19 protein-coding genes are annotated in these 25,147 nt (G+C 57.0%); 11 read left to right on the top strand and 8 right to left on the bottom strand.

All coding sequences use genetic code 11. The annotated features are described in order from the left end of the window. Positions 1-90 precede the first annotated feature (90 nt). The 5 genes from V9K67_RS15020 to V9K67_RS15000 all read left to right on the top strand — a co-directional run bounded on the left by V9K67_RS15020 (position 91) and on the right by V9K67_RS15000 (position 6,160). Positions 91-1,638: a sodium:solute symporter gene (locus V9K67_RS15020; protein ID WP_336723795.1), complete on the top strand. Its 1,548-nt coding sequence runs from the start codon at positions 91-93 to the stop codon at positions 1,636-1,638. 11 nt (positions 1,639-1,649) lie between these two features. Further along, the gene (locus V9K67_RS15015; protein ID WP_336723794.1) at positions 1,650-2,297 is read left to right on the top strand and encodes an O-methyltransferase; all 648 of its coding nucleotides are present in this window, start codon (positions 1,650-1,652) and stop codon (positions 2,295-2,297) included. Positions 2,298-2,330: 33 nt separating this feature from the next. After that, a complete protein-coding gene (locus V9K67_RS15010; protein WP_336723792.1) occupies positions 2,331-3,665 on the top strand; it encodes a glucosaminidase domain-containing protein in 1,335 nt (444 codons plus the stop codon). Next, on the top strand, positions 3,665-4,198 hold the full coding sequence (gene hpt / locus V9K67_RS15005) for a hypoxanthine phosphoribosyltransferase (protein ID WP_336723790.1): 534 nt from the start codon (positions 3,665-3,667) through the stop codon (positions 4,196-4,198). The genes V9K67_RS15010 and hpt overlap by 1 nt, the downstream gene beginning before the upstream one ends. Positions 4,199-4,414: 216 nt before the next feature. Continuing rightward, positions 4,415-6,160: a vWA domain-containing protein gene (locus V9K67_RS15000; RefSeq protein WP_336723789.1), complete on the top strand. Its 1,746-nt coding sequence runs from the start codon at positions 4,415-4,417 to the stop codon at positions 6,158-6,160. Between the two features lie 149 nt (positions 6,161-6,309). Here the strand turns inward: V9K67_RS15000 and dnaJ are convergent, their stop codons facing one another. Continuing rightward, positions 6,310-7,473, bottom strand: a complete 1,164-nt coding sequence (gene dnaJ, locus V9K67_RS14995; RefSeq protein ID WP_336723788.1) for a molecular chaperone DnaJ — start codon at positions 7,471-7,473, stop codon at positions 6,310-6,312. A 104-nt stretch (positions 7,474-7,577) separates the two neighbouring features. Continuing rightward, a complete protein-coding gene (locus V9K67_RS14990; RefSeq protein ID WP_336723787.1) occupies positions 7,578-8,084 on the bottom strand; it encodes a nucleotide exchange factor GrpE in 507 nt (168 codons plus the stop codon). Positions 8,085-8,288: 204 nt separating this feature from the next. Here V9K67_RS14990 and V9K67_RS14985 point away from each other — a divergent pair, with 204 nt between their 5' ends. Then, entirely contained in the window at positions 8,289-9,461 is a 1,173-nt protein-coding gene (locus V9K67_RS14985) for a class I SAM-dependent rRNA methyltransferase (RefSeq protein WP_336723785.1), read from the top strand. Positions 9,462-9,582: 121 nt separating this feature from the next. Here the strand turns inward: V9K67_RS14985 and V9K67_RS14980 are convergent, their stop codons facing one another. The 6 genes from V9K67_RS14980 to V9K67_RS14955 form a co-directional block, all read right to left on the bottom strand. Next, a complete protein-coding gene (locus V9K67_RS14980) occupies positions 9,583-9,909 on the bottom strand; it encodes a T9SS type A sorting domain-containing protein (protein WP_336723843.1) in 327 nt (108 codons plus the stop codon). Between the two features lie 156 nt (positions 9,910-10,065). After that, the gene (locus V9K67_RS14975; protein ID WP_336723784.1) at positions 10,066-11,088 is read right to left on the bottom strand and encodes a PorP/SprF family type IX secretion system membrane protein; all 1,023 of its coding nucleotides are present in this window, start codon (positions 11,086-11,088) and stop codon (positions 10,066-10,068) included. 4 nt (positions 11,089-11,092) lie between these two features. Beyond that, on the bottom strand, positions 11,093-15,466 hold the full coding sequence (locus V9K67_RS14970; RefSeq protein WP_336723782.1) for a PKD domain-containing protein: 4,374 nt from the start codon (positions 15,464-15,466) through the stop codon (positions 11,093-11,095). 104 nt (positions 15,467-15,570) lie between these two features. After that, a complete protein-coding gene (locus V9K67_RS14965) occupies positions 15,571-15,978 on the bottom strand; it encodes a hypothetical protein (RefSeq protein ID WP_336723780.1) in 408 nt (135 codons plus the stop codon). A 61-nt stretch (positions 15,979-16,039) separates the two neighbouring features. Then, positions 16,040-17,536 carry a carboxypeptidase M32 gene (locus tag V9K67_RS14960; protein WP_336723779.1) on the bottom strand — a complete coding sequence of 499 codons (1,497 nt, stop codon included), beginning with the start codon at positions 17,534-17,536 and terminating at the stop codon, positions 16,040-16,042. Positions 17,537-17,686: 150 nt separating this feature from the next. Continuing rightward, positions 17,687-18,652 (bottom strand): YitT family protein, encoded by a 966-nt coding sequence (locus V9K67_RS14955; RefSeq protein WP_336723777.1) that lies wholly within the window; start codon positions 18,650-18,652, stop codon positions 17,687-17,689. 43 nt (positions 18,653-18,695) lie between these two features. Between V9K67_RS14955 and V9K67_RS14950 the strand changes: the two genes are divergently transcribed. From V9K67_RS14950 to V9K67_RS14930, 5 genes are all read left to right on the top strand, one after another. Continuing rightward, positions 18,696-19,793, top strand: coding sequence for a Nif3-like dinuclear metal center hexameric protein (locus tag V9K67_RS14950; protein WP_336723776.1), 1,098 nt, complete (start codon positions 18,696-18,698; stop codon positions 19,791-19,793). Between the two features lie 93 nt (positions 19,794-19,886). Next, a complete protein-coding gene (locus V9K67_RS14945) occupies positions 19,887-20,642 on the top strand; it encodes a zinc ribbon domain-containing protein (protein WP_336723774.1) in 756 nt (251 codons plus the stop codon). A 147-nt stretch (positions 20,643-20,789) separates the two neighbouring features. Next, positions 20,790-22,442, top strand: a complete 1,653-nt coding sequence (recN, locus tag V9K67_RS14940) for a DNA repair protein RecN (RefSeq protein ID WP_336723772.1) — start codon at positions 20,790-20,792, stop codon at positions 22,440-22,442. Between the two features lie 71 nt (positions 22,443-22,513). Continuing rightward, the gene (locus V9K67_RS14935; RefSeq protein WP_336723770.1) at positions 22,514-23,827 is read left to right on the top strand and encodes an AAA family ATPase; all 1,314 of its coding nucleotides are present in this window, start codon (positions 22,514-22,516) and stop codon (positions 23,825-23,827) included. Position 23,828: 1 nt separating this feature from the next. Continuing rightward, a complete protein-coding gene (locus V9K67_RS14930) occupies positions 23,829-25,088 on the top strand; it encodes a tetratricopeptide repeat protein (RefSeq protein ID WP_336723768.1) in 1,260 nt (419 codons plus the stop codon). Positions 25,089-25,147: the final 59 nt, after the last annotated feature.

Here is a 25,147-nt window from a genome sequence, read left to right as displayed (position 1 = left end):
GCGGGTTGGTGTGCGGCAAAGGAAAACAAATTGTTTTATCTTCAAAAAAATGGAGTTCTTTGCCCCAAAGGATTCATCAAAAAATAATCTATGTCAGGTGCGCTGTTGCTTTCTTTTGTGATCGGGTACTTTGTGCTGCTGCTGGTAGTGGCTTATTTCACTTCCCGCAATTCGAATAACGATTCGTTTTTCATCGGGAACAAAAAGTCCAACTGGATGCTGGTGGCCTTCGGCATGATCGGCACCTCTTTGAGCGGCGTCACCTTCGTGTCGGTACCCGGCACCGTGGGATCGGCGGCCTTTTCGTACTTCCAGGTGGTCATCGGCTACCTGCTCGGATATTTCGTGGTGGCCTTCGTGCTGCTGCCGCTCTACTACCGCCTCAACCTGACCTCCATTTACAACTACCTGCAGCACCGCTTCGGCATGGTGTCGTATAAGACCGGGGCGCTGTTCTTCATCATCTCCCGCACCCTGGGCGCCACCGCCCGCCTGTACCTGGTGATCAACGTCCTGCAACTGTTTATTTTAAAAGACCTCCATATCTCCTTCGGCCTGGCCACCTTCGTTATCCTGCTGCTGATCCTGTTATACACCTTCGAAGGAGGCGTAAAGACCATTGTGTATACCGACACCCTGCAAACCTCCTTCATGCTGCTGGGACTGGTGGTGTGCATCGGCTACATCATGAATAACATGGGGCACTCGACGGGTTCGGTGCTGCAGGAGCTGGGGCAGAACAACCTGACCCGCATCTTCAATACCGATAGCAACGCCCCGGGCTTTTTCCTCAAAAACATCATCGGCGGCATGTTCATCACCATCGGCATGACGGGCCTCGACCAGGAAATGATGCAGAAGAACATCAGCGTGAAAACGCTGAAGGACTCGCAAAAGAACATGATGACCTTCAGCGTGATCATGGTGCTGGTGAACTTCCTGTTCCTGTTCCTGGGCGGCATTTTATTCCTGTATGCAAAAGCCAGGAACATTACGGTACCCGGCGACGACCTGTTCCCCACCATCGCGCTGAACTACATGCCCGCCGCCATTTCCATCATCTTCATCATCGGGCTGATCTCGGCGCTGTTCCCTAGCGCCGACGGGGCGCTGACCGCCCTGACCTCTTCGTTCTGCATCGACCTGCTGGGCCTCAAACGCCGGCCCGACCTGACGGAAGCGGCCAAACGCAAAATCCGCCTGACCGTTCACTTCTCCTTTGCCTTTATCTTTTTCCTGATGGTCATGGGCTTCAAGCTGATGGACAACAAGTCCATTATCGACATCATCCTGAAGGTGGCCGGCTTTACCTACGGACCGCTGCTGGGGCTTTTCGCCTTCGGCATCCTTACCAAACGGGTGATCAACGACCGGCTGGCCCTGTACGTTTGCCTGCTGGCGCCCCTGCTGATCCTGGGTATCGATTTCCTGAACAACATCGACTGGTGGCAAAAACAGCTGAAGCTGGACGAGGGCTGGACCAGCGGGGTGCGCAGCTTTTCCACCTCGTTTTTCGGCGCCTTCAAGATCGGCTACGAGCTGCTGATCTACAACGGCCTGCTCACCTTTTTGGGCCTGCTGCTCATCTCCCGCAAGACCGATGCGGCAATTTCCCCCGTGGCTCCGGCTTCCAATTGATACTTTTGCGCATGGACCTGAAGGAAATGCTGCACCCCGAGCTGGCGGTGTACCTGGAAAAATATACCTCGCCCGAAGACGGGCTGCTGGCGGAGGTGGCACGCTATACACAGCAGCATCACCCGAAATGGCATATGATTAGCGGGCATCTACAGGGAAAGGTGCTGGAGATGATCAGTTGTATGCTGCGGCCCCGGCGCATTCTCGAAATCGGAACCTTTACCGGCTACAGCGCCCTGTGCCTCGCCAAGGGACTGGCCCCGGACGGCCGCCTGCACACTATCGAAGTGCGGGATGAGGACGCCCGGACCGCTAAAGGCTTCTTTGATAAATCGGTTTTTTCGGAGCAAATAATATTACATATCGGTGATGCGTTAGAAATAATCGGTGAAATGGAGGAAGAGTGGGACGTGGTTTTTATTGACGCCGACAAAGTAAATTATATAAATTATTTTAACCTTGTTTTTCCGAAGGTGCGGCAAAACGGTTTTATTTTAGCGGATAATGTGCTCTTTCACGGTCAGGTCCTGGACAAAGAGGTTAAGGGCAAGAACGCAAAAGCCATACAGGCTTTTAACGATTACCTGCTGACACGCCACGACGTGGAAAAGGTAATGGTGCCGTTACGCGATGGATTGTTCCTGATCCGAAAGGTATAAATGTATTTGCTGATTTTATTGAAACGACATCTTATGAAGCTCCTGCACACTGCACTCGCCTTATTTCTGTTTTTTGCCGGTAAGATTGCTCTTGCCCAGTCTCCTGCGCTCAAACAGAACATCGGCCCTTACATTGAACGGTACAAAGACCTGGCCATTGCCGAAATGAAGCGTACCGGCGTACCCGCGGCCATCACCCTGGCCCAGGGCATCCTCGAAACCGAGGCCGGCACCAGTTGGCTGGTCACCAACTCCAATAACCATTTCGGCATCAAGTGTAAAAGCACCTGGAAAGGGGAGTGGGTATCGCACGACGACGACGCCCGCGGCGAGTGTTTTCGCAAGTATCCTTCGCCCGAAGATTCCTACCGCGACCATTCGGACTTCCTGCGCTCCGGCGCCCGCTACGCCTTCCTGTTCAATTACGACCCGGCCGATTACGAATCCTGGTGCCACGGCCTGAAGAAGGCCGGCTATGCCACCAACCCCAAATATCCCCAGATCCTCATTAAATACATCCGCGAATACAACCTGCAGGATTACACCCTCATCGCCCTGGGACGCCAGCCCGAATCCAGGGAAGTGCTGGCCAAGGTAGCCCTGGCCCAGGATGCCCCCGCGCCGCCCCCGGCCGTGGCGACCACCACGCCCGCCGCCGCGGCTGCCGTGCCGGTGATCGAACCGATGCGCCCCGTTTACCCCGAAGGCGTTTTCCAGGTCAACGAAACCGACGTGGTGTTTGTACCCAAAGGCACTTCCTACCTCTCCATCGCCCAGCAATACCGGGTGCGGCTGTCGCGCCTGTTCGACTTCAACGACATGGCCGACGAGGAGTTCGCTGCCGAAGACCGCCTGGTGTACCTGCAACGCAAGCGCAAGACCGGCGCCCATGAGTTCCATACCGTGGCTACCGGCGAAGACCTGTACCAGATTGCCCAAATGGAAGGGATCCGCCTGGAGACCCTGCAGTCATACAACCATTTAAAGAACGGGATGAAGCCCCAGGTCGGCGAAGTGCTTTCCCTGCACCGGAAAGCCGAATCCATGCCCCGCCTGGTGCCTGCCGGCGCCCTGGTGGCCCAGGCTCCCCGTACGGCGGAGGTGGTTCCTGCCGACGCCATGGCGATGGCGGCTCCCGTCATCAATAAGCCTAGGGAAGTGGTGGCCGGGCCCAATGCCGGTACCGACAATACGGCCCTGTCCGGTGCTACCGGCGGTTACCTGGTGCACGTGGTACAGGCCAAAGAAACCGTTTACTCTATTTCCCGGAAGTATGCCGTAAGGGTGGACGATGTGTTGCGTTGGAACGGGCTGCACGGCAGCGCTACCCTGAAGGCCGGTCAGCAATTGCGTATCAAAAGAATGTGATGGCACAAATAACAGTACACGATAAAACGTTCCAGACCTTTTTAGCCGAAGAAGCCCTTCAGCAACGGATACAGGAGCTTGCCGCCGAAATCAACCGCGATTACGAGGGCAAGCGGGTCCTGTTCATCGCCATCCTGAATGGTTCCTTCATGTTTGCCTCCGACCTGTTCAAGCACCTGAACATCCCGGCAGAGGTCTGCTTTATCAAGCTGGCCTCCTACAAGGGCACCCGCTCTACCGGCCAGGTGATCACCGCTATTGGCCTGGACCATGACCTGTATGGCCGCGACGTGATCATCATCGAGGATATCGTGGATACGGGCAAAACCCTGAACCAGTTCCTGCCGCAGCTGGAGCACCAGAACCCCGCTTCCCTGAAGATCGTGGCCCTGCTGCATAAGCCCGAGGCCACCAAATTCCCGCTTACCATCGACTACACGGGCTTTTCCATCCCCGACAAATTCGTCGTGGGCTATGGCCTTGACTATGATGGACTGGGAAGGAATTTGAAAGAGATTTACCAATTGGTGTAATGGGAATTAGTTAATTGGGATATTGGTTAATTAGGAATTAGGAGGGAGCCTCCGGTATTCAAGGCCCAATTAACCAATTAACCAATATCCCAATTCCCCCGCTGAGGGGGTTTCCTTTTTCTGAAAATCGGTAGTATCTTTAGTTTCTGCAAGTAAACCCTTACTTTAAGGCCTACCATTTTGCCCCGGAAAACGCTTTATATAGTACTGCTTCTTTTGCTGCCCGCCCTTGTAAGGGCCCAGCAGTATTATGTGAGGGGCGAAGTGAAGGATGAAGCCGGCAACCCCCTGCCCAACGTCACCATCCTGCAGCACAGTACCGGTTACCTGTTCCGTTCCGGCATGGAGGGCACCTTTGGCCTCAATAGCCGCAAAAAAATAGACACCCTTACTTTTTCCCTCAAAGATTATTTCGTGCAAAAAGTGGTGGCCGATGCTACGGCCAACCTCAGTGTGATTCTAAAGAAAGATAACCGCTCGGCCCGCACATCGAGCTACAAGCTGTCCTCCCTGACCCAGGACCTGGCCCGTAATTTCCAGCAGCAATGGTTCAACGGCGACGAGACCTATGCCAGCATCGTGGAGAATCAATTTATCGAGGCGGCCGGTAACCCCTCCACCATGGTCACCCTGAACGTGGACCGGGCGGCCTACAGCAACATCCGGCGCTTTTTGAACACCCAGTCGCCGGTGCCGCCGGATGCCGTGCGGATTGAGGAAATGCTGAACTATTTCAACCTGAATTATACCGAGCCTGCAGGCGGCAAAGCCTTCGAGATCACTTCCACCCTTACCCACTGCCCCTGGAACGCCCTGAACGAATTGCTGCTGGTCAACATCCGCTCCCGGAAGATCGCCCTGGACAGCCTGCCGCCCACCCACCTGGTGTTCCTCATCGACGTGTCGGGTTCGATGGACATGCCCAACCGCCTGCCGCTGCTGAAAGCCGGCTTCCGCGGCCTGGTCAATAACCTGCGCGACAAGGATTCCGTTTCCATCGTAGTGTACGGCGGGTCGGTGGAGGTGGTGCTGCCCGCCACCGGCGGAGCGGAAAAGGAAAAGATCTTTACCGCTATCAACGGCATCCTGCCCGGAGGGTTCACCCCGGGCGAATCGGGCATTAAGATGGCCTATAAACTGGCCCGCGAACATTTTATCCGGGGCGGCAACAACCGGGTGATCCTGGCTACCGATGGCGACTTTAACGTGGGCCTCCAGAAGGAGACCGAACTGGAAGCACTCATCAAGGAGCAGAGCCGCACCGGGGTATACCTTACCTGCCTGGGCGTGGGTATGGGCAATTACAAGGATTCGAAGATCCAGGCGCTGGCGCAAAAGGGCAACGGCAACTTTGCCTACCTGGACAGCTATGCCGAGGCGGAAAAAGTGCTGATGAAAGAGTTCCTGCAAACCTTTTATACCGTAGCGGAGGACGCCTACCTGAACGTTCAGTTCAATCCCGCCAGCGTGCGCAAGTACCGCCTGATTGGTTTTGACAATAAAATGGGCGCTATAAAGGATACGCTGTCCGTGGTGGAAGGAGGAGTGATCGGGTCGGCTTACTCCATGCTGCTGGCCTTTGAGATCGAGCCGGCCGCGGCTACACCCGGCGCTGCCGCCCCAAAGCAGCCGGTGCTGTATGCGCTGAAATACCGCCTGCCGGGCCAGTCGAAAGTGTGGGAGGAAAAGGTGCAGCCCTCGCTGGGCGTGGTGCCCCTGGAGCAACTGGCGCCTTCGTACCGGTTTGCCACCGCCCTGATTCAGTTCGGCCTGCAGTTGCGCGAGTCGCGAATGGTAAGCGGCCTGAACTGGAATGCGATCGAGGACTGGGCCGAACGAACCGTAAATCCGTCCGAGCCGCTGCAGAAAGAATTCCTCTCCCTGGTGCAACAGGCGAAAGCCATTTATACGAAAAAGAAGAAAAAGAAAGACTGGCCGCTGGGAATTGGCAATAAGCAATAGGCAATTAGGAATTGGTTCATTGGGAATTGGGAGTGGCCGGCTGATAACCGATCGATACATTAATGCGAAAACGGCTGGCAGTTTATCGGGAGATAAATTGCCAGCCGTTTTCTATTTGCCTATTGTCAATTGGTTATTGCCTATTGACCTCAAGAGAACATCTCGCGCATTTTGTCGAAGAAGTTCTTTTGATTTTTATCGGGGTTGGGCTTGAAGTTGGACGAGTTGCTCAGCTTTTCGAGCATGGCCTTTTCGTCGGCATTCAGGTGCTGCGGGGTCCATACGTTGATATGTACCAGCTGGTCGCCTTTTTCGTAGCTGTTCACCGCGGGGAAGCCCTTGCCTTTCAGGCGGAAGATTTTTCCGCTTTGCGTGCCTGCCGGGATCTTGATCTTGGCGCGGCCGTCGATGGTGGGTACTTCCACGTTGGTGCCGAAGGCCGCTTCGGGGAACGAAATGTGCAGGTCGTACACCACGTTCAGGCCTTCGCGCTGGAGTTCCTTGTGCGGTTCTTCTTCGATCAGGATCACCAGGTCGCCCGGCATACCGCCGCGTTCGCCGGCATTGCCCCGGCCGCTGATGTTCAGCTGCATGCCTTCCTGTACGCCTGCGGGGATGTCGATGGTCACGGTTTCTTCGCCGTACACCCTTCCTTCGCCCTTGCAGGAGCCGCACTTGGCCGTTACGGTCGATCCTTCGCCGTTACAAGTCGGACAGGTGGTCACGGTCTGCATCTGGCCCAGGAAGGTGCTGGTGACCTTGCGCACCTGGCCGCTGCCGCCGCAGGTACCGCAGGTCTGGATGCTGCTTTTGTCCTTGGCGCCGCTGCCGCTGCAGGTGGTGCAGGACACGTATTTTTTCACCTTGATGTTCTTGGTCACACCTTTGGCGATCTCCTCGTAGGTAAGCTTCAGTTTGATGCGGAGGTTGCTGCCGCGGGTACCCCGGCTCCGGCCTCCCTGGCCGCCACGGCCGCGCTGGCCGCCGCCGCCGAAAAAGCTGCCGAAGATATCGTCGCCGAAAATGTCACCAAACTGGCTGAAGATATCTTCCATGTTAGGGCCGCCCTGCGGTCCGCGGCCGTTGCCGCTGACGCCGGCATGACCGAAACGGTCGTACTGGGCCCGCTTATCGGTGTCGCTCAGGATTTCATAGGCTTCGGCTGCCTCCTTGAATTTTTCTTCGGCAGCTTTATCGCCCGGGTTGCGGTCGGGGTGGAACTGCATGGCCACCTTGCGGTAAGCCTTTTTGATCTCGTCGGCCGCAGCGCCTTTGGAAACACCCAAAATTTCGTAGTAATCTCTCTTTGTCATACTTGCTTTACGGCCTTCCGGTGAGGAGGGCCTGCGGAACTCCCCGCCTCAGGCAGGGAGCACCAGGTTTATGATTTACATTATAGATTGCAGGGCAGGGAAATTTATTTACCCACCACCACTTTGGCGTAACGGATGATCTTGTCGTTGAGGTAATAGCCTTTCTGCACTTCGTCGATCACTTTTCCTTTCCAGTCCGGGCCGGCCTCGATCTCGGTAATGGCCTCGTGCTGGTCGACGTTAAATTCTTTGCCTTTGGCGTCAATAGGCTTCAGGCCCTTGCCCGTCAGTACATTGCGCAGCTTGGAAAATACCAGTTGCACGCCTTCCTTCACCTGTTGGATATCGTCGGCGGCTTCCAGTTGTTTCTGGGCCCGGTCGCAGTCGTCCAGCACATCCAGCAGGTCGGTGATCACCTCTTTGCCGGCGGTTTGTACCAGCTCGATCCGCTCCTTGGCGTTTCGGCGGCGGAAGTTATCGAATTCGGCTGCCTGGCGCAGGTATTTATCGTTCAGTTCATCCACTTTGGCTTTCAGCCCGGCTACCTGGGCATCTTCCTCCAGGACTTCGTTGAGGTTTTGGCTGCCGCTGCTGGTTTCTTCGCTGTTCACACCTTGGGCGCTTCCGTTTTCCGGCCCGTTTGGTTGGTTTTCGTGTAGGTCCTGTGTCTTCATATCAAACAAAAAATTGAATGCAAAGGTAGCGCTCAATAATATTGCCACGGCACCGCTAAAGGACAAAATGTCTTATACGGCTGTTAAATAGGCCAGAAGCGGCAAAGCCTTGTCATATTTTAATAAGTTTGCAGCCTTATTATGCAAAAAGTTCATTTAAAAAAGAAGATCGCCAACCGTATAGCGGGCGGCCATCCCTGGATCTTTGCCAACGAGGTAGACAAGGTGGAAGGCCAACCCGAACCCGGCAGTGTGGTGGAGGTCTATTTCCACGACGGAAAATTCGTGGGCAAAGGATATTTCAACGCCCAGTCGCAGATCATGGTGCGCCTGCTGACCCGGGATAAAAAGACCGTAGTCGACGCCGATTTCTTTTTACAGAAAATAAAGGATTGCTGGACCTACCGCCAGCAACTGGGCTATACAGAAAACTGCCGCCTTGTATTCGGCGAAGCCGACGGCCTGCCCCAGCTGATCATCGACAAGTTCAACGACTATTTCGTGCTGCAGACCCTGGCGCTGGGCATCGACCGCTGGAAGCCCGAGATCGTCCGGGCACTGCAAACGGTTTTCCAGCCTAAAGGCATCTACGAGCGCAACGACGTGCCGGTACGCGAGCTGGAAGGCCTGCCGCTGCAAAAGGGCTTTTTATCCGAACCCTTCGATACCAGGATTGTCATCAACGAAAACGGCCTGAAGTTTCACGTCGATATCGAGAACGGCCAGAAAACCGGCTACTTCCTGGACCAGCAGGACAACCGCACGGCCATCCGCAACATTGTAAAGGGCGCCGAGGTACTGGGAGCCTTTACCTATACCGGTACCTTCGAGCTGCATGCGGGCTTTTACGGCGCCAAGTCGGTATTGGGCCTCGACATCTCGGAGAATGCCGTGCAGCAGGCCAACCGCAACGCCGAGCTGAACGGCCTCGAAAAGATCTGCCGCTTCGAAACCGCCAATGCCTTTGACGTGCTGAAGCAATGGGGTAAGGACGGCCGCCAGTACGACGTGGTGATGCTGGACCCGCCGGCTTTTACCAAAAGCCGGGCAAACATCCAGAAAGCCATTACCGGCTATAAGGAGATCAATTTAAGGGGCATGAAGCTGGTGCGTCCCGGCGGCTTCCTGGTGACCTCTTCCTGTACCAACCTGGTGCAGCCCGACCTGTTCCTGCAGATCATTGAAATGGCGGCCAAGGATGCCCGCCGTACTATCCGGCAGGTGACCTTCCAGACCCAGTCGGCCGACCACCCCATCATCTGGGGCATGGAAAATACCCATTACCTCAAGTTCCTGATTGTGCAAGTACAGTAGGAGGGAAGGGACCAATCCATATTAGATGGGGCCAAAAGAAAAGCGGTCATTGGAGCTGAAGCTTGCCAATGACCGCTTTTTTTAATGACCCGTTTTTATATACAACAAATGAAATAGCACGTTAGTAGCGCGATACCTGGAACTTGCCGGATTCCAGCAGATTTTTCTTTTTGTCAAACAATTGATAAATGTAGAGGCCCTTGTTAAAAGTGCCCAGGTCTACGATGGTCTGCTCCCCAATATCATCCGCTTTATACATTAATTTCCCCAGAAAGTTATAAATGCGGATCGAATGGCCCGTTTCATGGTCCTTTTGAAAGCTGAAGGTGATTCTGGATACAGCCGGGTTGGGAAAGAACCGGAGCAGGGAAACCTTGGAAGGCGGAGCCGAAGCAGGCTGGGCTTGAGCCGGAGCCTGAACCTGGGCGTTTACCCCATCGTTCACCATCAGGAAAAAACTAAAAAATAATATAGGTAAAAGTTTCTTCAACGCTTTGGATGTCTTTTTTATTATTAGTAAGATAGTTTGTTTTTTCTACTATAACAAAGTTTTTGCCGAAAAACCGGCCCGGGCCAAAACAGTTTTAACGGCGCCCTAACTCCGTTAAAAACGGGGGTAGTTGGAGTAGTAGTTGGCCTCCCGGATAAAGCCGGTATAAGTGATGCCGGCTTCAAATCCGCCCCTTCCGCGGGTAGCGGTCTTGAGCCGGGAAATGTTGACATCGTAGCTGAACGAGAAGGAAACCGGGCGGTAATCCAGTTTGACCACCGGGATAAAGGCATCGTTCCAGCGCAGGAAGGCGCCGCCATGCAGCACGTACTGCGGATTATCCACCTCCTGGTTCAGCTTAATCCCGTAAAGCGCTCCCATTACTGCCTGCCGTGAGCCGCCCTGGACGGAGTAGTCGGCCTGCAGGTTCAGGTAGCCCGTTTCCTGTACGGCGAGCTTTACCCCCACAGAGCCCACCCATTTGGGATCCAGGGCCACCTTTTTATCGCGGAGAAAGGAGTTTTTCGGCTTGGTAAAGTGGTGGTAGGCCAGGCCCACCACCAGGTTGTTGTCGGGGTTTTCGTCCAGCTGGCCGCTGTAGCTCATGCCCACGGTTCCGTCAAAATAAGTGTATTGCGGCGTCAGCGTATTTTCTCCCAGGCCGCGCCCGTAGTATTGGCTTTCCGTGGTCACTTTCGACAGGTCCAGGCGGCGCTGCACCGGTCCGCCCATAAAGCCCAACGACAGGTAGCGGTTGGTTTCGGAGCTGAGCGATTTATGGTAGTTCAGGGCCGGCAGCACGTGCGAGGAGGTCCAGGCCACGGTTCCCGCCTGGTCGTGCAGCAGTTGCAGGCCCAGGGTAAGGAAGTCGTCGCTCTGGCCCACGGAGGTTTTGTATTCGCCGCTGGCCGCAAAGGTTTTATAGGCGGCCGTGGCCGAGTTCCACTGGTTGCGATAGAGCAGGCGGGCCCGCACGTCGCCGGTATAAAGGCCGGCCAGCGAGGGGTTGCGCAGCAGGGGCGTTTCGAAAAACTGTGAAAAGTGCAGGTCCTGCGCCCGTACGGAAGCGCTGGCCAGGAAGCCCAGGACCACCAGGCCCAGGTATTTCAGGTAGTTTGGTTGGAATATGTTGTTCATGTGATTATTGAATTAAAGCAACGTTGCCCGAGAATTGAATGATTTGTCCGTTATCGCAATAAGCTTCCAGTTGGTAAACGTACACGTCCGCTACCGGTGCACGGCCCTTATAGCGGCCGTCCCAGCCGGCAGAAGCGTCGGAGAGGGCGTACTCCCTTTTCTCAAACACCATTTCGCCCCAGCGGTTGAATACCCGGAACGACTTCACCCGGTCCACGCCGCGGCCCAGTACCCGGAACACATCGTTGCTGCCGTCGCCATTGGGCGAGAAGGTATTGGGCACAAAAACGTTGGCGTTCTGGCAAAACAGATGTACCTGCACTTCGCCGGTGTTTTTACAGCCATTGCTGTCCGTAACCGCTACCGAGTACTTGGTATCGTTGCCGATATTGCCAACGGTGGGCTGGGGACAATCGGTACAACTTAACGTACTGTTCGCCGGCAGCCACGAATAGGTGGCCATGCGGGACGAATAGGTGGCAGGGATCACGGTGGGGAAGCCGACGCGCATGGTGAGGTTGGCCGGCAGCGTAATGACCGGCAGGGAATGAATGGTCAGCGCCCTGGTGGCTTCCGTGCTGCAGCCGCTGCTGTTGGTGACCACCGCCCGCACGGTAAACTGGCCTGCCCGGACGAACTGTTGCCCGGCGGGATTCTGTACCGTGGCGGCATTGCCGTTGGGGAACACCCAGCTCCAGCGAACGGCGGAGGTGTCGGGACGCAACAGGTTGCCGGTATACTGTATCCTGCCGTTTTGGCAAACGGCGGAATCGCCATGGATTTCTACGACGGGGCGTTGCACCACGCTGATGGGGCCCTGGTTCAGCAGGGTGTCGGCGCAGCCGGCTTCCGTCCGGGCAATCAAGGATACGGAATAGCGGCCGGGGGCTGCATAGAAATGTTCCAGGCTGCTCTGGTCGGTAGGCAGGGTCTGGCCGTCACCAAAGTCCCAGAAATAACCGGCAAGCTTACCGGAGGTTTCCGTTTGGGCGGTCAGGCGCACCCGACCGCTGTCGCACAGCAGCTGCCGGTCAATTTCAAATTGGGTTTTGATGCCCAGCACCTCGATCGGGTCTTTCCCGGTAAGATACAGGGGGCAGGCCCGGTCGGTAAGGATGACGGCGGGCGTGAAGCTGCCGAAATCCGTATAGGTATAGGAGATCCGGTTGGCGGCCGTATCGGCCAGGATGTCGCCGTTGCCGAAGTCCCAGGTCAGCCGGGCCTTCATGCCGTCCAGGGCCTGGAACGTTACCGGCACCGGGTTACAGGCGCTCAGGTAGTTATAGGTGAAGGAACCCTCGGGGTCGCGCAGGGTCACTTGCCGGGTGGTATCGGCCGTACACCCGCCCGGGCTGGTTACCGTCAGCTTTACATTGTAGGTACGCCGCGACCGGTAGGTAATGACCGGGTTTCTTTGCTGGGTAGTGATGGTGTCCAGGTCCCAGGCCCATTTGTTGGCGTAGGTGGACTTGTCGGTGAACCGGGCCGTAAAGCTGGGGCAATAAGAAACCTCGCTGTTGACGGAAAAATCGGCTACCGGTTTTCCCACGTACACATAGGCCGGCCGCTCCAGTTCGGCTTCGCAGCCCTGGATGTCGCGCACTTTCAGTTTGACGGTGAAGAAGCCGGTGTCGGTATAGGCATAAGTCGGGCGCTGCAGGTCGGAGGTGCGGCCATCACCGAAGGTCCAGGTACTGGTATACGCACCGAGGTTGGAGCTGGACGTATTACTGAAGGCCAGCTCGGTGCCCGGGCAGGTTTCGCGGGTCACATTCCAGTTGGCCCGTACCACCGATGCCCGTACGCTTCGGAAAGTGGTGCTGTCCTTGCAGCCGGCGCCGTCCCGCACGACCAGCTTCACGTTAAACACGCCGGTCGTATCGTAGCGGTGCTGAACAGGTTGCGCGTTGGAATGCACTTCGGAGGTGCCGTCACCGAAGTCCCAGGTCCAGGAAACCGGAGCGCCGGGGTTCGAAGAGGGCGAATTGTCGGTAAACTTGGCGGTCAATCCTTTACAGCCCTGGAAATCGGCAGCAGTGAAGGCGGCTGTGGGGCCGTTGACCTGGATGAATTTCGATTTGGTAACCGTATCCTTACAGTTGGAGTTGTCCGTGGTAATCAGCATGACATCGTATACCTTGGCCGCTGTATAGGTATGGCTGTATTGGGCGGCGTTCGTCGGTTGGATCTTTCCATCTCCGAAATACCAGGTGTACGTTTTGACCTGTCCCTGGCTGGAAGCCTGGAAGGTAGTTTTAAAGCTTCTGCAGCCTTCCCGTTCGGTGGCTGTAAAGTCGAGTTTCGGATCCACGATGGTAATATCCTGGCTGGTGGTATACGAACAGGTCCCGTTGGTCAGCTTGAGCGTCACTTTCCAGGTACCGTAATTGGGAAAGGTGTGGGGGCGCGGGAGCCAGGTGGTTTCTACCGGGCTGCCGTCACTAAAGCTCCATTCCGCTTGCGATCCGAGCACCAGCGAACTATTGTTGAAGGTATAGGTGAGCCGCTTTCCATTGGTGACGATGCAAGCCGTCGAGGGCGTGGCGGTGAACCGGGCAATCGGGGCTTTGATGGTGACGACATTATCTCTTTTTACCGTGGTCGAGCAACCATTATTGATGGCGGTCAGGCTGACCTTCATCGGCCCGACATTGGTGAATTTATGCACCGGGTCTGTTTCCGTGGACGTTTGCCCGTCGCCAAACTCCCATAAGTAGCTGTCCGTAGGTTGGGACGACAGGTTCTTAAAAGTCACCGACTTTTCCGCACACACTTCCGTCTCCGAGGCGGAAAAATCGGCGGTAGGAACGGTTCCCGTTTTTACCGCATCATTAAAGGTTTTGGTTACGGTACAACCGGTGCTGCTGGTAATGGTCAGCCGCACTTCATAGGTTCCCTGCTGCTGGTAGACGTGTACGGGCAGCGAATCGGTGCTGCTGGCGCCGTCGCCAAAGTCCCAACGGTAAGTTTCCACGCTGTCCAAGGCGGTGATTTCGGGCTTAGGAGAAAAGCTGAAAGGTACACAGCCTTTCGCGGGAATTTCCCGGGCGGAAAGAATGGGGCGGGCGATGCGGATGTAATTGGTCTTCGTAAGGGTGTCGGCGCAGCCGGCAGTGCTGGTGCCGGTAAGGATAACCGTGAAGGAACCCTCCCGGGTATAAGTAACCTGCGGGTTCTTTTCGGTGGAGGTGGTGCCATTGCCGAACGACCACGAAAAGGCATTATCGGGCAAACCGGCAGACGTATTGCGGAAAGCGGCGGTGAAGGGCACTTTACAGTTAATGAGCTGGGGCGTTTCAAAGTTCAGCTGGGGCCGGGGCAGGACCGTAACGGTTTTGGTGATGCTGTCGGCGCAATAGCTGTACGTATTGACCAGTTTGACCGTATAGGTGCCCGGGTTGGCGAAATAAGGTGCGGCGTCACGGGTGGCAGCGGTGGTGCCATTGCTGAATCTCCAGACCGAGCTGAGGGGGGCAGGGGAGGAGTTGTTGAGCAGTTGCCCGTTGTTGCGTTCGCAAAGGGTGGGCACCGTGAAGTCGGTGGTGATGCCGCCGATGGTGATAAAAGTTTGTTTGCTGATGGAATCGATACATCCCAGGTTGTTCCGGGTGACCAGGGAAACCGTATAGGTCCCGTTTGCCTTGTAGATGTGGGCGGGTGCGATTTCGTTGGATTTTTCCCCGTCGCCAAAGTACCAGGTATAGGTGAGGGTGCCGCTGCCGGTGGAACTGTTGGCGAAGCTAACGGAAGCGGGGGCTTTACAGGCCGAAGGGCTGGAAGCCGTAAAGGCGGAAGCGGGAGGCGTGCCTACCGTAACCAGGCCTGACCGTACGGCGGTCTGGGAACAGCCTTTGTCGTTGGTGACCGTCAGCGAAACGGCATAGCTGTCCGGGTTGCGGTACGTAACGGAAGGATGTTGCAGGTCCGATTCGGTGCCGTCACCAAAGGCCCAGAGCCATTTGGTATTGCTGGTGCCGGCAGCGGCCGTGGACTGGTCGGTAAACTGCACCTGTACCGGCGCGCAGCCGGAGGCCTTGTCCACCGCGAACTGCACCTTGGGCACATCGTAAACGGTCACGAACGCCTGTTTGGTAACGGAGTTGCTGCCGTTGGCATTGGTGGCGGTCAGGCGCACGGTATAGGTGCCGGGGTTAAAGTAAGTGGCCGAAGGGCTTTGGCGGGTGGAGGTGGCGCCGTTGCCGAAATCCCAGGTCCAGGAAGTACTGTTGGACGATTGGTTTTGAAAGGTAACGACGACGGGAGAACAGCCGCTGGTGACATTAGCCGTGAAGTTGGCGACCGGGGCTTGCGCCAGGGCGGACGTGAAACTGCACAGAACAACGGACAATAGGGTCACGAATAACGTAAAAGATCTCACAGCAATTTAAATTTTGGGTATAACAGGTACTATATTTCGTTGGGGTATACGCCTACCCCTGCCCGCCGGCGGTCTGCCGGCGACTAAGTTCCTGACTAGCAAAGCTAAAGCTTTTCCAGCCTTATATGGCAAGTAGATTCGCTATGAGCCTGGGAAGCCTCGACAAAAGACTCGCTGCCGCGGTTGATCTTCCAGGCTCCGTTCAGCAGCACCAGCGGCCGTTGCGTGGTGGTGAACCGGGAGGTGATGGTTTGCGTTGCCTGGTCGCCGGTCCAGGTGCCCTCTGCTTCCGGGGTTCCATCTTTGAGGGCTTCCACCTTAAGGTTTCCCTGGAAGCGGAACCGGTAGGCGGAAAATTCCCGGGTGAGGGTGGAATCGCCCTTCTGAAACCTGCTGATCTTCCATTGGCCGGAAGTGACTACATCCAGTACGGCTTCTTCCTGGATGTTTTCCTTTATCTTTTTACAGCAGGTCAGGGAAAGCAGGAGCACTATTGCCGGCAGGTACCGCATAAGCATTCGGGTTTGCAGGTTGGTAAAGGAGCGCCCGGTTTTCCGCACGCTCTTCTACAAGTTAGTAAATCCCGGCATATTTGTCCAGCAGGTACTGGAGAAAATAGGCGCTGTTCAGTGTTTCCCCGGTCACTTCGCGGCAAAGCTCCTCGCTGTTCCGGATGCGGCCCTTGGCATGAACGCCGCTGCGCAGCCACTGGAGCAGGGACCGGGAATTGCCGGTTGCGATTTCCTGTTCGAGGTTCGGGAGGCTTTTTTGGGCCGCTGCATACAGCTGGGCGGCGTAAAAGCTTCCCAGGCTGTAGGTGGGGAAGTAGCCGAAGCTGCCGTGGCTCCAGTGCACGTCCTGCAGGCAGCCCCGCTTGTCGTCGGGCACCTGCACGTCCAGCAGCTTTTTGTACTGTTCGTTCCAGAAGGCCGGGAGGTCTTTGGCCGCCAGGGTGCCTTCGATCAGGCTTTTTTCCAGCTGGTAGCGGATGTACACATGGAAGTGGTAGGTGATCTCGTCGGCTTCCGTGCGGATCAGGGAGGGCTGCACCCGGTTGATGCCGCGGTAAAACTGTTCCAGGTCCACCTGGGCCAGCTGGCCGGGGAAGTATTGTTTCAGCTGGGGCAGGTAGTGCTGCCAGAAGGTGCGGCTGCGGCCCACGTTATTTTCCCAGAGCCGCGATTGCGACTCGTGGATGCTGTACGAGCAGGCTTCGCCCAGGGGCAGGCCGTACTGGTCTTCGGGCAGTCCCTGTTCGTACAGGCCGTGGCCCACTTCGTGGATGCAGCTCCAGGTCATGTTGCCCAGGTCGTTCTCGTCGATGCGGGTGGTGATGCGGACGTCGCCGGGGTTAAAGGAGGTACTGAAGGGGTGTTCGCTCACGTCCTGCCGGCCGGCGTCGAGGTTGAAGTTCAGCTCTTTGATCAGGTGCATGCCCCAGTCCCATTGCTGCTGCCGCGGGAAGTGCTGGAACAGGAAGGTGTCGTCTACCTGGGGCTTGGCGGCAATGCGGCCGGTCAGCTCCTTCAGGTCGGGAAGGATATGGCCGAAGGTGCGGTCGAGCAGTTCCACGGTGCAGCCCTTTTCGTATTCGTTCAGCAGGGCGTTGTAGGGGTGGTGCTCGTAGCCGAGGATGTCGGTTTCCTGCTTTTTCAGCTCCACCAGGGCGGTAAGGTCTTTTTCAAACAGGGCGAAGCTGTTGCCGCGGCGGGCTTCGATCCAGGCATGGTAGGTTTTGTTGACCTGTTCGCTCATTTGGCGCACAAAGGCCGAGGAATATTTTTTATTCCGGTTGTAGTCTTCCAGCGTCAGCTCGACGTTTCGTTTTTCGGGAAACGAAACGTCGTCCCGGTGGGCCAGTTCCTGCAGCAGGTCGCCGAGGCTGTCCTCGGTGAACAACTGGTGGGCCAGTTCGGACAGGGTGCTGATCTGCTGGCCGCGGAGGGCCGCTCCCTTGGGTGGCAGGTAGGTTTCCTGGTCCCATTGCAGCACGGCGTTGGCATTGCGCAGGTCGGCAATGCGCTGCAGGCGCAACTGGTAGCTTGCATATAATTCCCGGGTGTTTTTCATGCCGCAAATCTAGGCTTCGCCGGGGAATTAGTTAATTGGGAAATTAGTTAATTGGTTAATTCGTTAATTGGGGCCCTCCACTGGCAAGTACATATATTATTCTATAATCAGGGACTTCCCCCATTCCTAATATCCCAATTAACCAATTCCTTATTTCTTAAGCGGCAACTTCTTCACCATGCCCCCGCGGGTGTCCTTGATGCTTTGCATGACGATGAAGGCGTGGGGGTCGATGCGTTCCACTTCGGTGGTCAGCCGGTTGATCTCCAGGCGGGTGATGACGGTAAAGATGATGTCGGTGGCATGGGCCTCGCCCCGTTTGCCAAAGCCTTTTTTGCCCGAGTAAATGGTCAGGCCCCGGCCCATCTGGTTCTGGATCATGTCGCTGACCTGCTTGCTGCGGTTGGAAATGATGGTCACGCCGGTAAATTCCTCGATACCTTCCAGGATAAAGTCCACCGTTTTGGAAGCCGACAGGTAGGTAAGTACCGAATACATGGCTACTTCCATGCTCAGCAGAGAGGCGGCCACCGAAAAGATGATGATGTTGAGGATCAGGATAATATCGCCTACCGTCAGGCTGCTGCGGCGGTTGATGAAGATGGCCAGGATCTCGGTGCCGTCGATCACCGCACCGCCCCGGATAGCCAGGCCGATGCCCGCTCCCAGGAAAAAGCCGCCGAAGACCGATACCAGCAGCTTGTCATCGGTTACAATGGGGTAGGGGAGGACGAGGACCGCCACGGCCAGCAGCAGGATGGCCCCGATACTTTTCAGGGCGAATATCCGGCCGATCTGTTTATAGCCCAGCAGCACGAACGGCAGGTTGAGGGTGACGATCAGCAGCGACAGGGGAATAGTGGTTTCGTGGTTGACCAGCAGCGAGATACCGGTGACGCCCCCGTCGATAAAGCCGTTGGGCATTAAAAAACCTTTGAGACCGAAACCCGCCGACAGCACCCCCAGCAGCGTCATCATCAGGTCCTGCACTTCGTTGCGGATCCGGTGGCGCAGTTGCTTGGCCGCCCGCAGGCGCTGGATCTCTTCAATGTCCCGGATCCGTTCGGTATTGGCGTTCTGTACGATGTCGCTGATAATGGTATTGATCGGTTTCAAAAGCATGGCTGGTTTAGCGGGTACAATATATAAATTTACAACCATGAAAATTAACGAATTACTGGCAGCTATCGAGGCTTTTGCCGCCCCCGAACTGCAGGAAGAATACGATAATGCCGGCCTGATCACCGGAAACGGCAGTTGGAGCTGTACCGGCGTGCTCTGCACCCTGGACGTGACCCCGGAAGTGGTACAGGAAGCGGTGGACCGGGGTTGCAACCTCATCCTGGCGCACCACCCCATCGTTTTCCGGGGCCTGAAGCGGCTCAACGGCCGTAATTACGTAGAGCAGGTTGTGATCGCCGCCATCAAAAACGATATTGCCATCTACGCCGCCCACACCAACCTCGATAACGTGATCCTGGGCGTCAACGGGAAGATCGCCTCCCAGTTGAAGTTACAGGACATTACCATCCTGCAGCCCAAGGCCAAGGTGCTGCGCCGGCTCATCACCTTTGCACCGGTGGACAAGGCCGAAGAAGTGCGCCGGGCGGTGTTTGCCGCCGGGGCGGGGCATATCGGCCAGTACTCCGAGTGCAGCTTCAATACCGAGGGTACCGGCACCTTCAAAGCCGAAGCGGGTGCCGACCCCTACGTGGGCGAGGTGGGCCAACAGCACCAGGAAAAGGAAACCAAAATCGAGATCGTATTCCCCGCTTACCTGGAGGCGCAGGTGGTGAAGGCCCTGGTGGAGCACCATCCCTACGAGGAGGTGGCCTACGACGTTTTTGCCATGGAGAACGTGCACATGGGCATTGGCGCCGGTGTGATCGGCCGCCTGGAGCAGCCCCTGGAAGAAAAGGATTTTTTGCGATTTTTGAAAGATACCTTCCGGGTGGGCGCCATCCGGCACACGCCCCTGCGGGGACGGCCGGTCGAACGGGTGGCCGTCTGCGGCGGGGCCGGCTCCTTCCTGATCAGGCGGGCGCTGCAGCAGGGAGCGGATGTATTCGTGACCGCCGACGTCAAGTACCACGAGTTCTTCGACGCCGAGGGCCGGATGGTGATCGCCGACATCGGCCATTACGAAAGCGAGCAATTTACCGTAGACCTGCTCCGGGACCTTTTGCTGCAAAAATTTCCTACCTTTGCCGTCCTAAAATCCGGGGTGAACACGAATCCCATTCATTATTTTACCTAAATTGAGAAACGGGAGGGGCCGAAGTTCCAGGAACGCTGGAACTCAGGAACTCTGGAACTTTCTATCAAAAAAAATACAAACTAGAAACATCATATGGCGAACGTTAAAGAATTTTCGGTGGAAGAAAAGCTGACCGGCCTGGTCACCCTGCAAAAGATCGAATCGAAGCTGGATGAAATCAAGGTGCTGAAAGGCGAATTACCGATTGAAGTGGCCGACCTGGAAGACGAGATCCAGGGCCTGCATGCCCGCCAGCAACGGATTGAGGAGGAGATCAACGGCATTAACGAGTTCATCGAGCAAAAGCGCGAGGCCATCAAGGAAGCCCAGGCCCTGGTGAAGAAGTACGAGAAGCAGAGCGAGAACGTGAAGAACAACCGGGAGTTTGAAGCCATCAACAAGGAAATCGAAATGCAGCAGCTGGAAGTAAAGCTGTGCGAAAAACATATCAAGGACGCCAACGAAGAGATCGGCGAAAAAAGCGTGTTCCTGGAAAAGGCCAAAAAAGCCATTGCCACCAAGGAAGGCGTTCTGAACAGCAAGAAGGGCGAACTGGAAAAGATCATCGCCGCTACCGAAAAAGAGGAAACCCATTTTCATGAGCTGGCTGCCGAAGCCCGCGAAGGCGTGGACCCCCGCCTGCTGGCCAGCTACGACAAGATCCGCAACAACTTCCGCAACGGCCTGGCCGTGGTGCCGGTAGAGCGGGATGCCTGCGGCGGCTGCTTCTACTCCATTCCGCCCCAGAAGCAAAGCGAGATCAAGCAACGCAAAAAGATCATGGTGTGCGAAAACTGCGGCCGCATCCTGGTAGACGCGGACCTGACCGACTCCATCGAAGTGAAATAAGTTTTTTGTAAATATCAGATGAGCCCCCGTCCGCATCAGGCAGGACCGGGGCTTTTTTTTGCCCGCTCGGACGGCCCGATAAATCCGTTAAAACCGGCTTCTTTTTCCTGCCGGAACGGGGAATTGTTTTACTTTGTTGCCCGAATTATGTTGAGCAAGTTATCCATTCAGAATTATGCCATCATCAATGAGCTGGAGATCGGCTTTTCCTCTCATTTAAATATACTGACCGGGGAAACCGGCGCCGGGAAATCGATTATCCTGGGAGCGCTGGGCCTGATCCTGGGCCAGCGTGCCGATACCGCTTACCTGCTCAACCGTGAGCGCAAGTGCGTCATCGAAGGCGTTTTCAAAAACAGCGACGAGCAGGTCCTCAACTTCCTGAAAGCCAACGAGCTGGACGTGCTGGACGACCTGGTGGTGCGCCGCGAGATCGCTCCCAGCGGCAAGTCGCGGGCCTTTGTGAACGATACCCCCGTCAACCTGGGACAGCTGCAGCAGATCACCAGCCTGCTGGTGGACCTGCACCAGCAGTTCGACACCATCGAGCTGGGCGACAGCGACTTCCAGCGCGAAGTGCTCGACGCCTTGGCCGCCAACTTTCCCCTGCTGAAACAATACCGCGGCCTCTTCGATAAAGCCCAGGGGGCCAGGCGCCGCCTGGAGGACCTCAAAACCCGCAAGGCCCAGTTCGACAAGGAGTTCGACTACCACCAGTTCCAGTTCAACGAGCTGGACGAAGCCGGCTTTAAGGAAAACGAACTGGAGGAAACCGATACCGAGCTGAAGCTGCTGACCAATGCCGAGGGCATCAGGAACGCCCTGGCCAAAGCCTATTATGACCTGCAGGAAAGCGAGGAGCCCATCGTGCGCCACCTCAAGTCGCTGCTCAGCCCCCTGCAGCAGTATGCCTCCCTGCATCCCGAGCTGCCCGAAGTGGTGCAGCGCCTGGAGTCGGCCTATATCGAAATGCAGGACATTGCCGAAGAGCTCGACCGCATCCACGGCCATATCAGCTACGACCCCGCCACTATCGAGCGGATGAACGAGCGCCTGTCGCTGGGCTACCGCCTGCTGAAAAAGCACGGCGTCAAAACCACCGCCGAGCTGCTGCAGATCCGCAACGCCCTGGCCGAGAAGCTGGAAGCCGTGCTCAATATCGACGAAGAAATCGCCACTGCCGAGCGCCAGTATGCCGAAGGCGTGGCCGCCGCCGAAGCGATCGCCGTCCGGCTGTCCGCCGCCCGCAAGACCGTCATCGAGCCCCTGCAGGAAAAGGTGAACACCATGCTGCGGCAGGTGGGCATGCCCAACGCCCGCATCAAGGTGCAGGTGCGCCAGGTGGCCCTGAACGCTACCGGCTGCGACGAGGTGGAATTCCTCTTCGACGCCAACAAGAGCAACCAGTTCCAGCCCCTGCGCAAGGTAGCCAGCGGCGGTGAGCTGAGCCGCCTGATGCTGTGCATCAAGTCGCTGGTGGCCCAGTCCATCAACCTGCCCACCATGATCTTCGACGAGATCGATACCGGTATCTCGGGTGAGGCGGCTAAGCAGGTCGGCATCATCATGAAGGAGCTGGCCCGGGCCCGCCAGGTGATCTGCATCACCCACCAGCCCCAGATCGCCGGCAAGGCCGACACCCACTTCTTTGTGCACAAGTCCGTGAAAAACGACGTGGTGACCACCGGCGTACGCGTGCTCAATACCGACGAGCGCATCCTGGCCATCGCCCAGATGCTCAGCGGCGAAAAGCCGACGCCGGCCGCCCTGGAAAACGCCCGCGAAATGGTCATGGACTGACGGGGAGCCCCCTTCTCCATTCCCCCATCTCGTTCTCTCTTTTTCTCTTTTCTCTCTTTATTCTCTTAGCTATGAAGAATGACTATATCGAAAGCCTGCTGGAAGCGCTGGCTTTGTCCCCGGAAAACGTACCCCTGCGGCTGCACCTGGCCTCGCTGCTGCTGCAGCAGGGCAAGTACGAGGAAGCCGCCGAGCAGTACCAGACCGTCCTGGAAAAAAGCTATGGCAATACCCGGGCGCAACTGGGACTGGCCGAGAGCTATTTCCACCAGTCGAAATTCTCTACCGCCCTGATCATATACGAACAACTGGCCGGCAACCTGCCGCTCGACGACCAGGTCCGCTATATCAAATGCCTGATTAAGGAAGGAGCGTTGCAGCAGGCCCTGCACCTGTACCAGGAGCTGGTGGCCCTGAACCCCGGCTTCACCGACGAGGAGATCGACGGCCACCTGCGGCTGCCCTCGGCACCCGCCTGGATGCCCGAAGGCGAGGACGCGGACGGCCTGGGCGGCTTTTTCCTGCAAAAGCCCGATACCCGCTTTGCCGACGTGGGCGGCATGCAGCGCGTGAAGGAAGAAATTTCCCTCAAAATCATCCAGCCCCTCCAGAACCCCGACCTGTACAAGGCTTTTGGCAAAAAGATCGGCGGCGGCATCCTGCTGTACGGCCCCCCGGGCTGCGGCAAAACCTTTATTGCCCGCGCCACCGCCGGCGAGATCAACGCCAAATTCATCAACATCGGCCTGCACGATATCCTCGACATGTGGATGGGCAACAGCGAAAAGAACCTGCACGACATTTTCGAGCTGGCCCGCCAGAACGCCCCCTGCGTGCTGTTTTTCGACGAGGTGGACGCTATGGGCGCCAGCCGCAGCGACCTGCGCCAGTCGGGCATGCGCCACGTGATCAACCAGTTCCTGTCCGAGCTCGACGGCGTCGCCTCCGACAACGAAGGGGTGCTGATCCTGGCCGCCACCAATGCGCCCTGGAGCGTGGACCCGGCCTTCCGCCGGCCCGGCCGCTTCGACCGCATCCTGTTTGTGGAGCCGCCCGACCGCGAAGCCCGCGAAGAGATCCTGAAATCATTGCTGCAGGGAAAACCCGCCGAGGACGTGGACGCCGCCAAGGTGGCTGCCGCCACCGAGGGCTATTCCGGCGCCGACCTGAATGCCGTGATCGACATCGCCGTGGAAGACAAGCTGAAAGAATCCATGGCCAAGGGAAAGATCCAGCCGATCGGCACCAAGGACCTGCAAAAGGCGGCCAAGCAACACCGGCCCACCACCCAGGAATGGTTTGCCTCCGCCCGCAACTACGCCCTCTACGCCAACGAGTCGGGGCTGTACGACGACATTTTAAAGTACCTCAAAATCAAGAAGTAGTATGGTGGACGTTTCGCTTTTCCTGCAGCGGGCCGAACTGCTGCTCCAGCAGGGCCGCGTCAAGGATGCGGAGGTGGCCGTCAAACAGGCGCTCGCCCAGGAACCCAATAACGGCGACGCCCTCTGCCTGCTGGCCCGCTGCTGCTTCGGCGCCCAGCGCTACGACGAAGGCATCCTGCTGCTGCAGCAGGCCATTGCCCTGGACCCGGAGAACAGCTATTTCTATTACCTGCTGGGGTTTGCCCATTACCACCAGGGGCAACTGGGGCCTGCCAAGGAAGCCGGCGACATCGCCATTCAGCTGGCGCCCTACTGCGCCGAATACTACGGCATGTACGCTTTTTTCCTCCTGGAGGAAAAGGCTTTTGAACCGGCGCTGGCCAAAGCCGACGAAGGCCTGGCCCAGGACCCGGAAAACCTTACCTGCCTGAACGCCCGTTCGCGGGCGCTGAACAAGCTGCGGCGGACCGAGGCGGCCATCGAAACCATGCAGGAAGCCCTGGCCCAGGACCCCGACAACGAAATCACCCATGCCACCGTGGGCTGGAATTTTCTGGAAAAAGGAAAGCACCAGCTGGCCAACCAGCACTTCCTGGAGGCGCTGCGCATCAATCCTAACCAGGAAAGCTCCCGCCGGGGCCTGAAGGAATCGCTGAAATCGAAAGTGCCGCCTTACCGGTGGATGCTGCAATACAGCTTCTGGCTGAGCGACAAGGGAAAAAAGATGCAGACCTTCCTGCCCATCGCCCTGTACATCGTCTTTCGCATCCTGATCAACGTGTTTGAAAAATACGAGCACACCAATTCCCTGGCCTGGCTGCTGATGGGGGTGTATATCCTGCTGGTAGTGACTTCGTGGAGCATCAATTCCATCGCTAACTTTTTCCTGCTGTTCCACCCCGTGGGCAAGCACGCCCTTACCGCCTCGGAGCGCTGGTCGTCCCTGAGCGTGGTTACCGCCCTGGTGGCGGGCCTTACGGCTGTCGGCCTGTCCTTTACCGACCTGGCTGCCGGTACAGCCTATGGGTCTTCTTTATTCTTTGCCGGCCTGGTCAGCGTGTCGCTGGCGCTGCCCCTCGGCGAAATGGAATATCCCGTGCGCTGGGCGGGCAAAGGCTGGCGCGGCAAGGCCACCGTGGTCCTGGCCGTCCTGGGCCTGCTGACCCTGCTGGTGTACGCGGTGGCGCCGCTGCAGTATGGCCTGTTCGTGCTGTACGGCGTGTTATTTATCCTTTATAACTGGTCGGGACTTGCCCGTTAAGGAACAAACGCTTTTCTTTGCTGCCCCGGGCCGGGCTTTCCGTGCCCTGGGGAGGAACG

The organism is Huijunlia imazamoxiresistens (genome assembly GCF_037132455.1).
Taxonomy (GTDB): Bacteria; Bacteroidota; Bacteroidia; order Chitinophagales; family Chitinophagaceae; genus Flavisolibacter; species Flavisolibacter imazamoxiresistens.
Note: the sequence above shows the minus strand (reverse complement) of the source record. Positions and strands in the feature narration are given on the sequence as shown.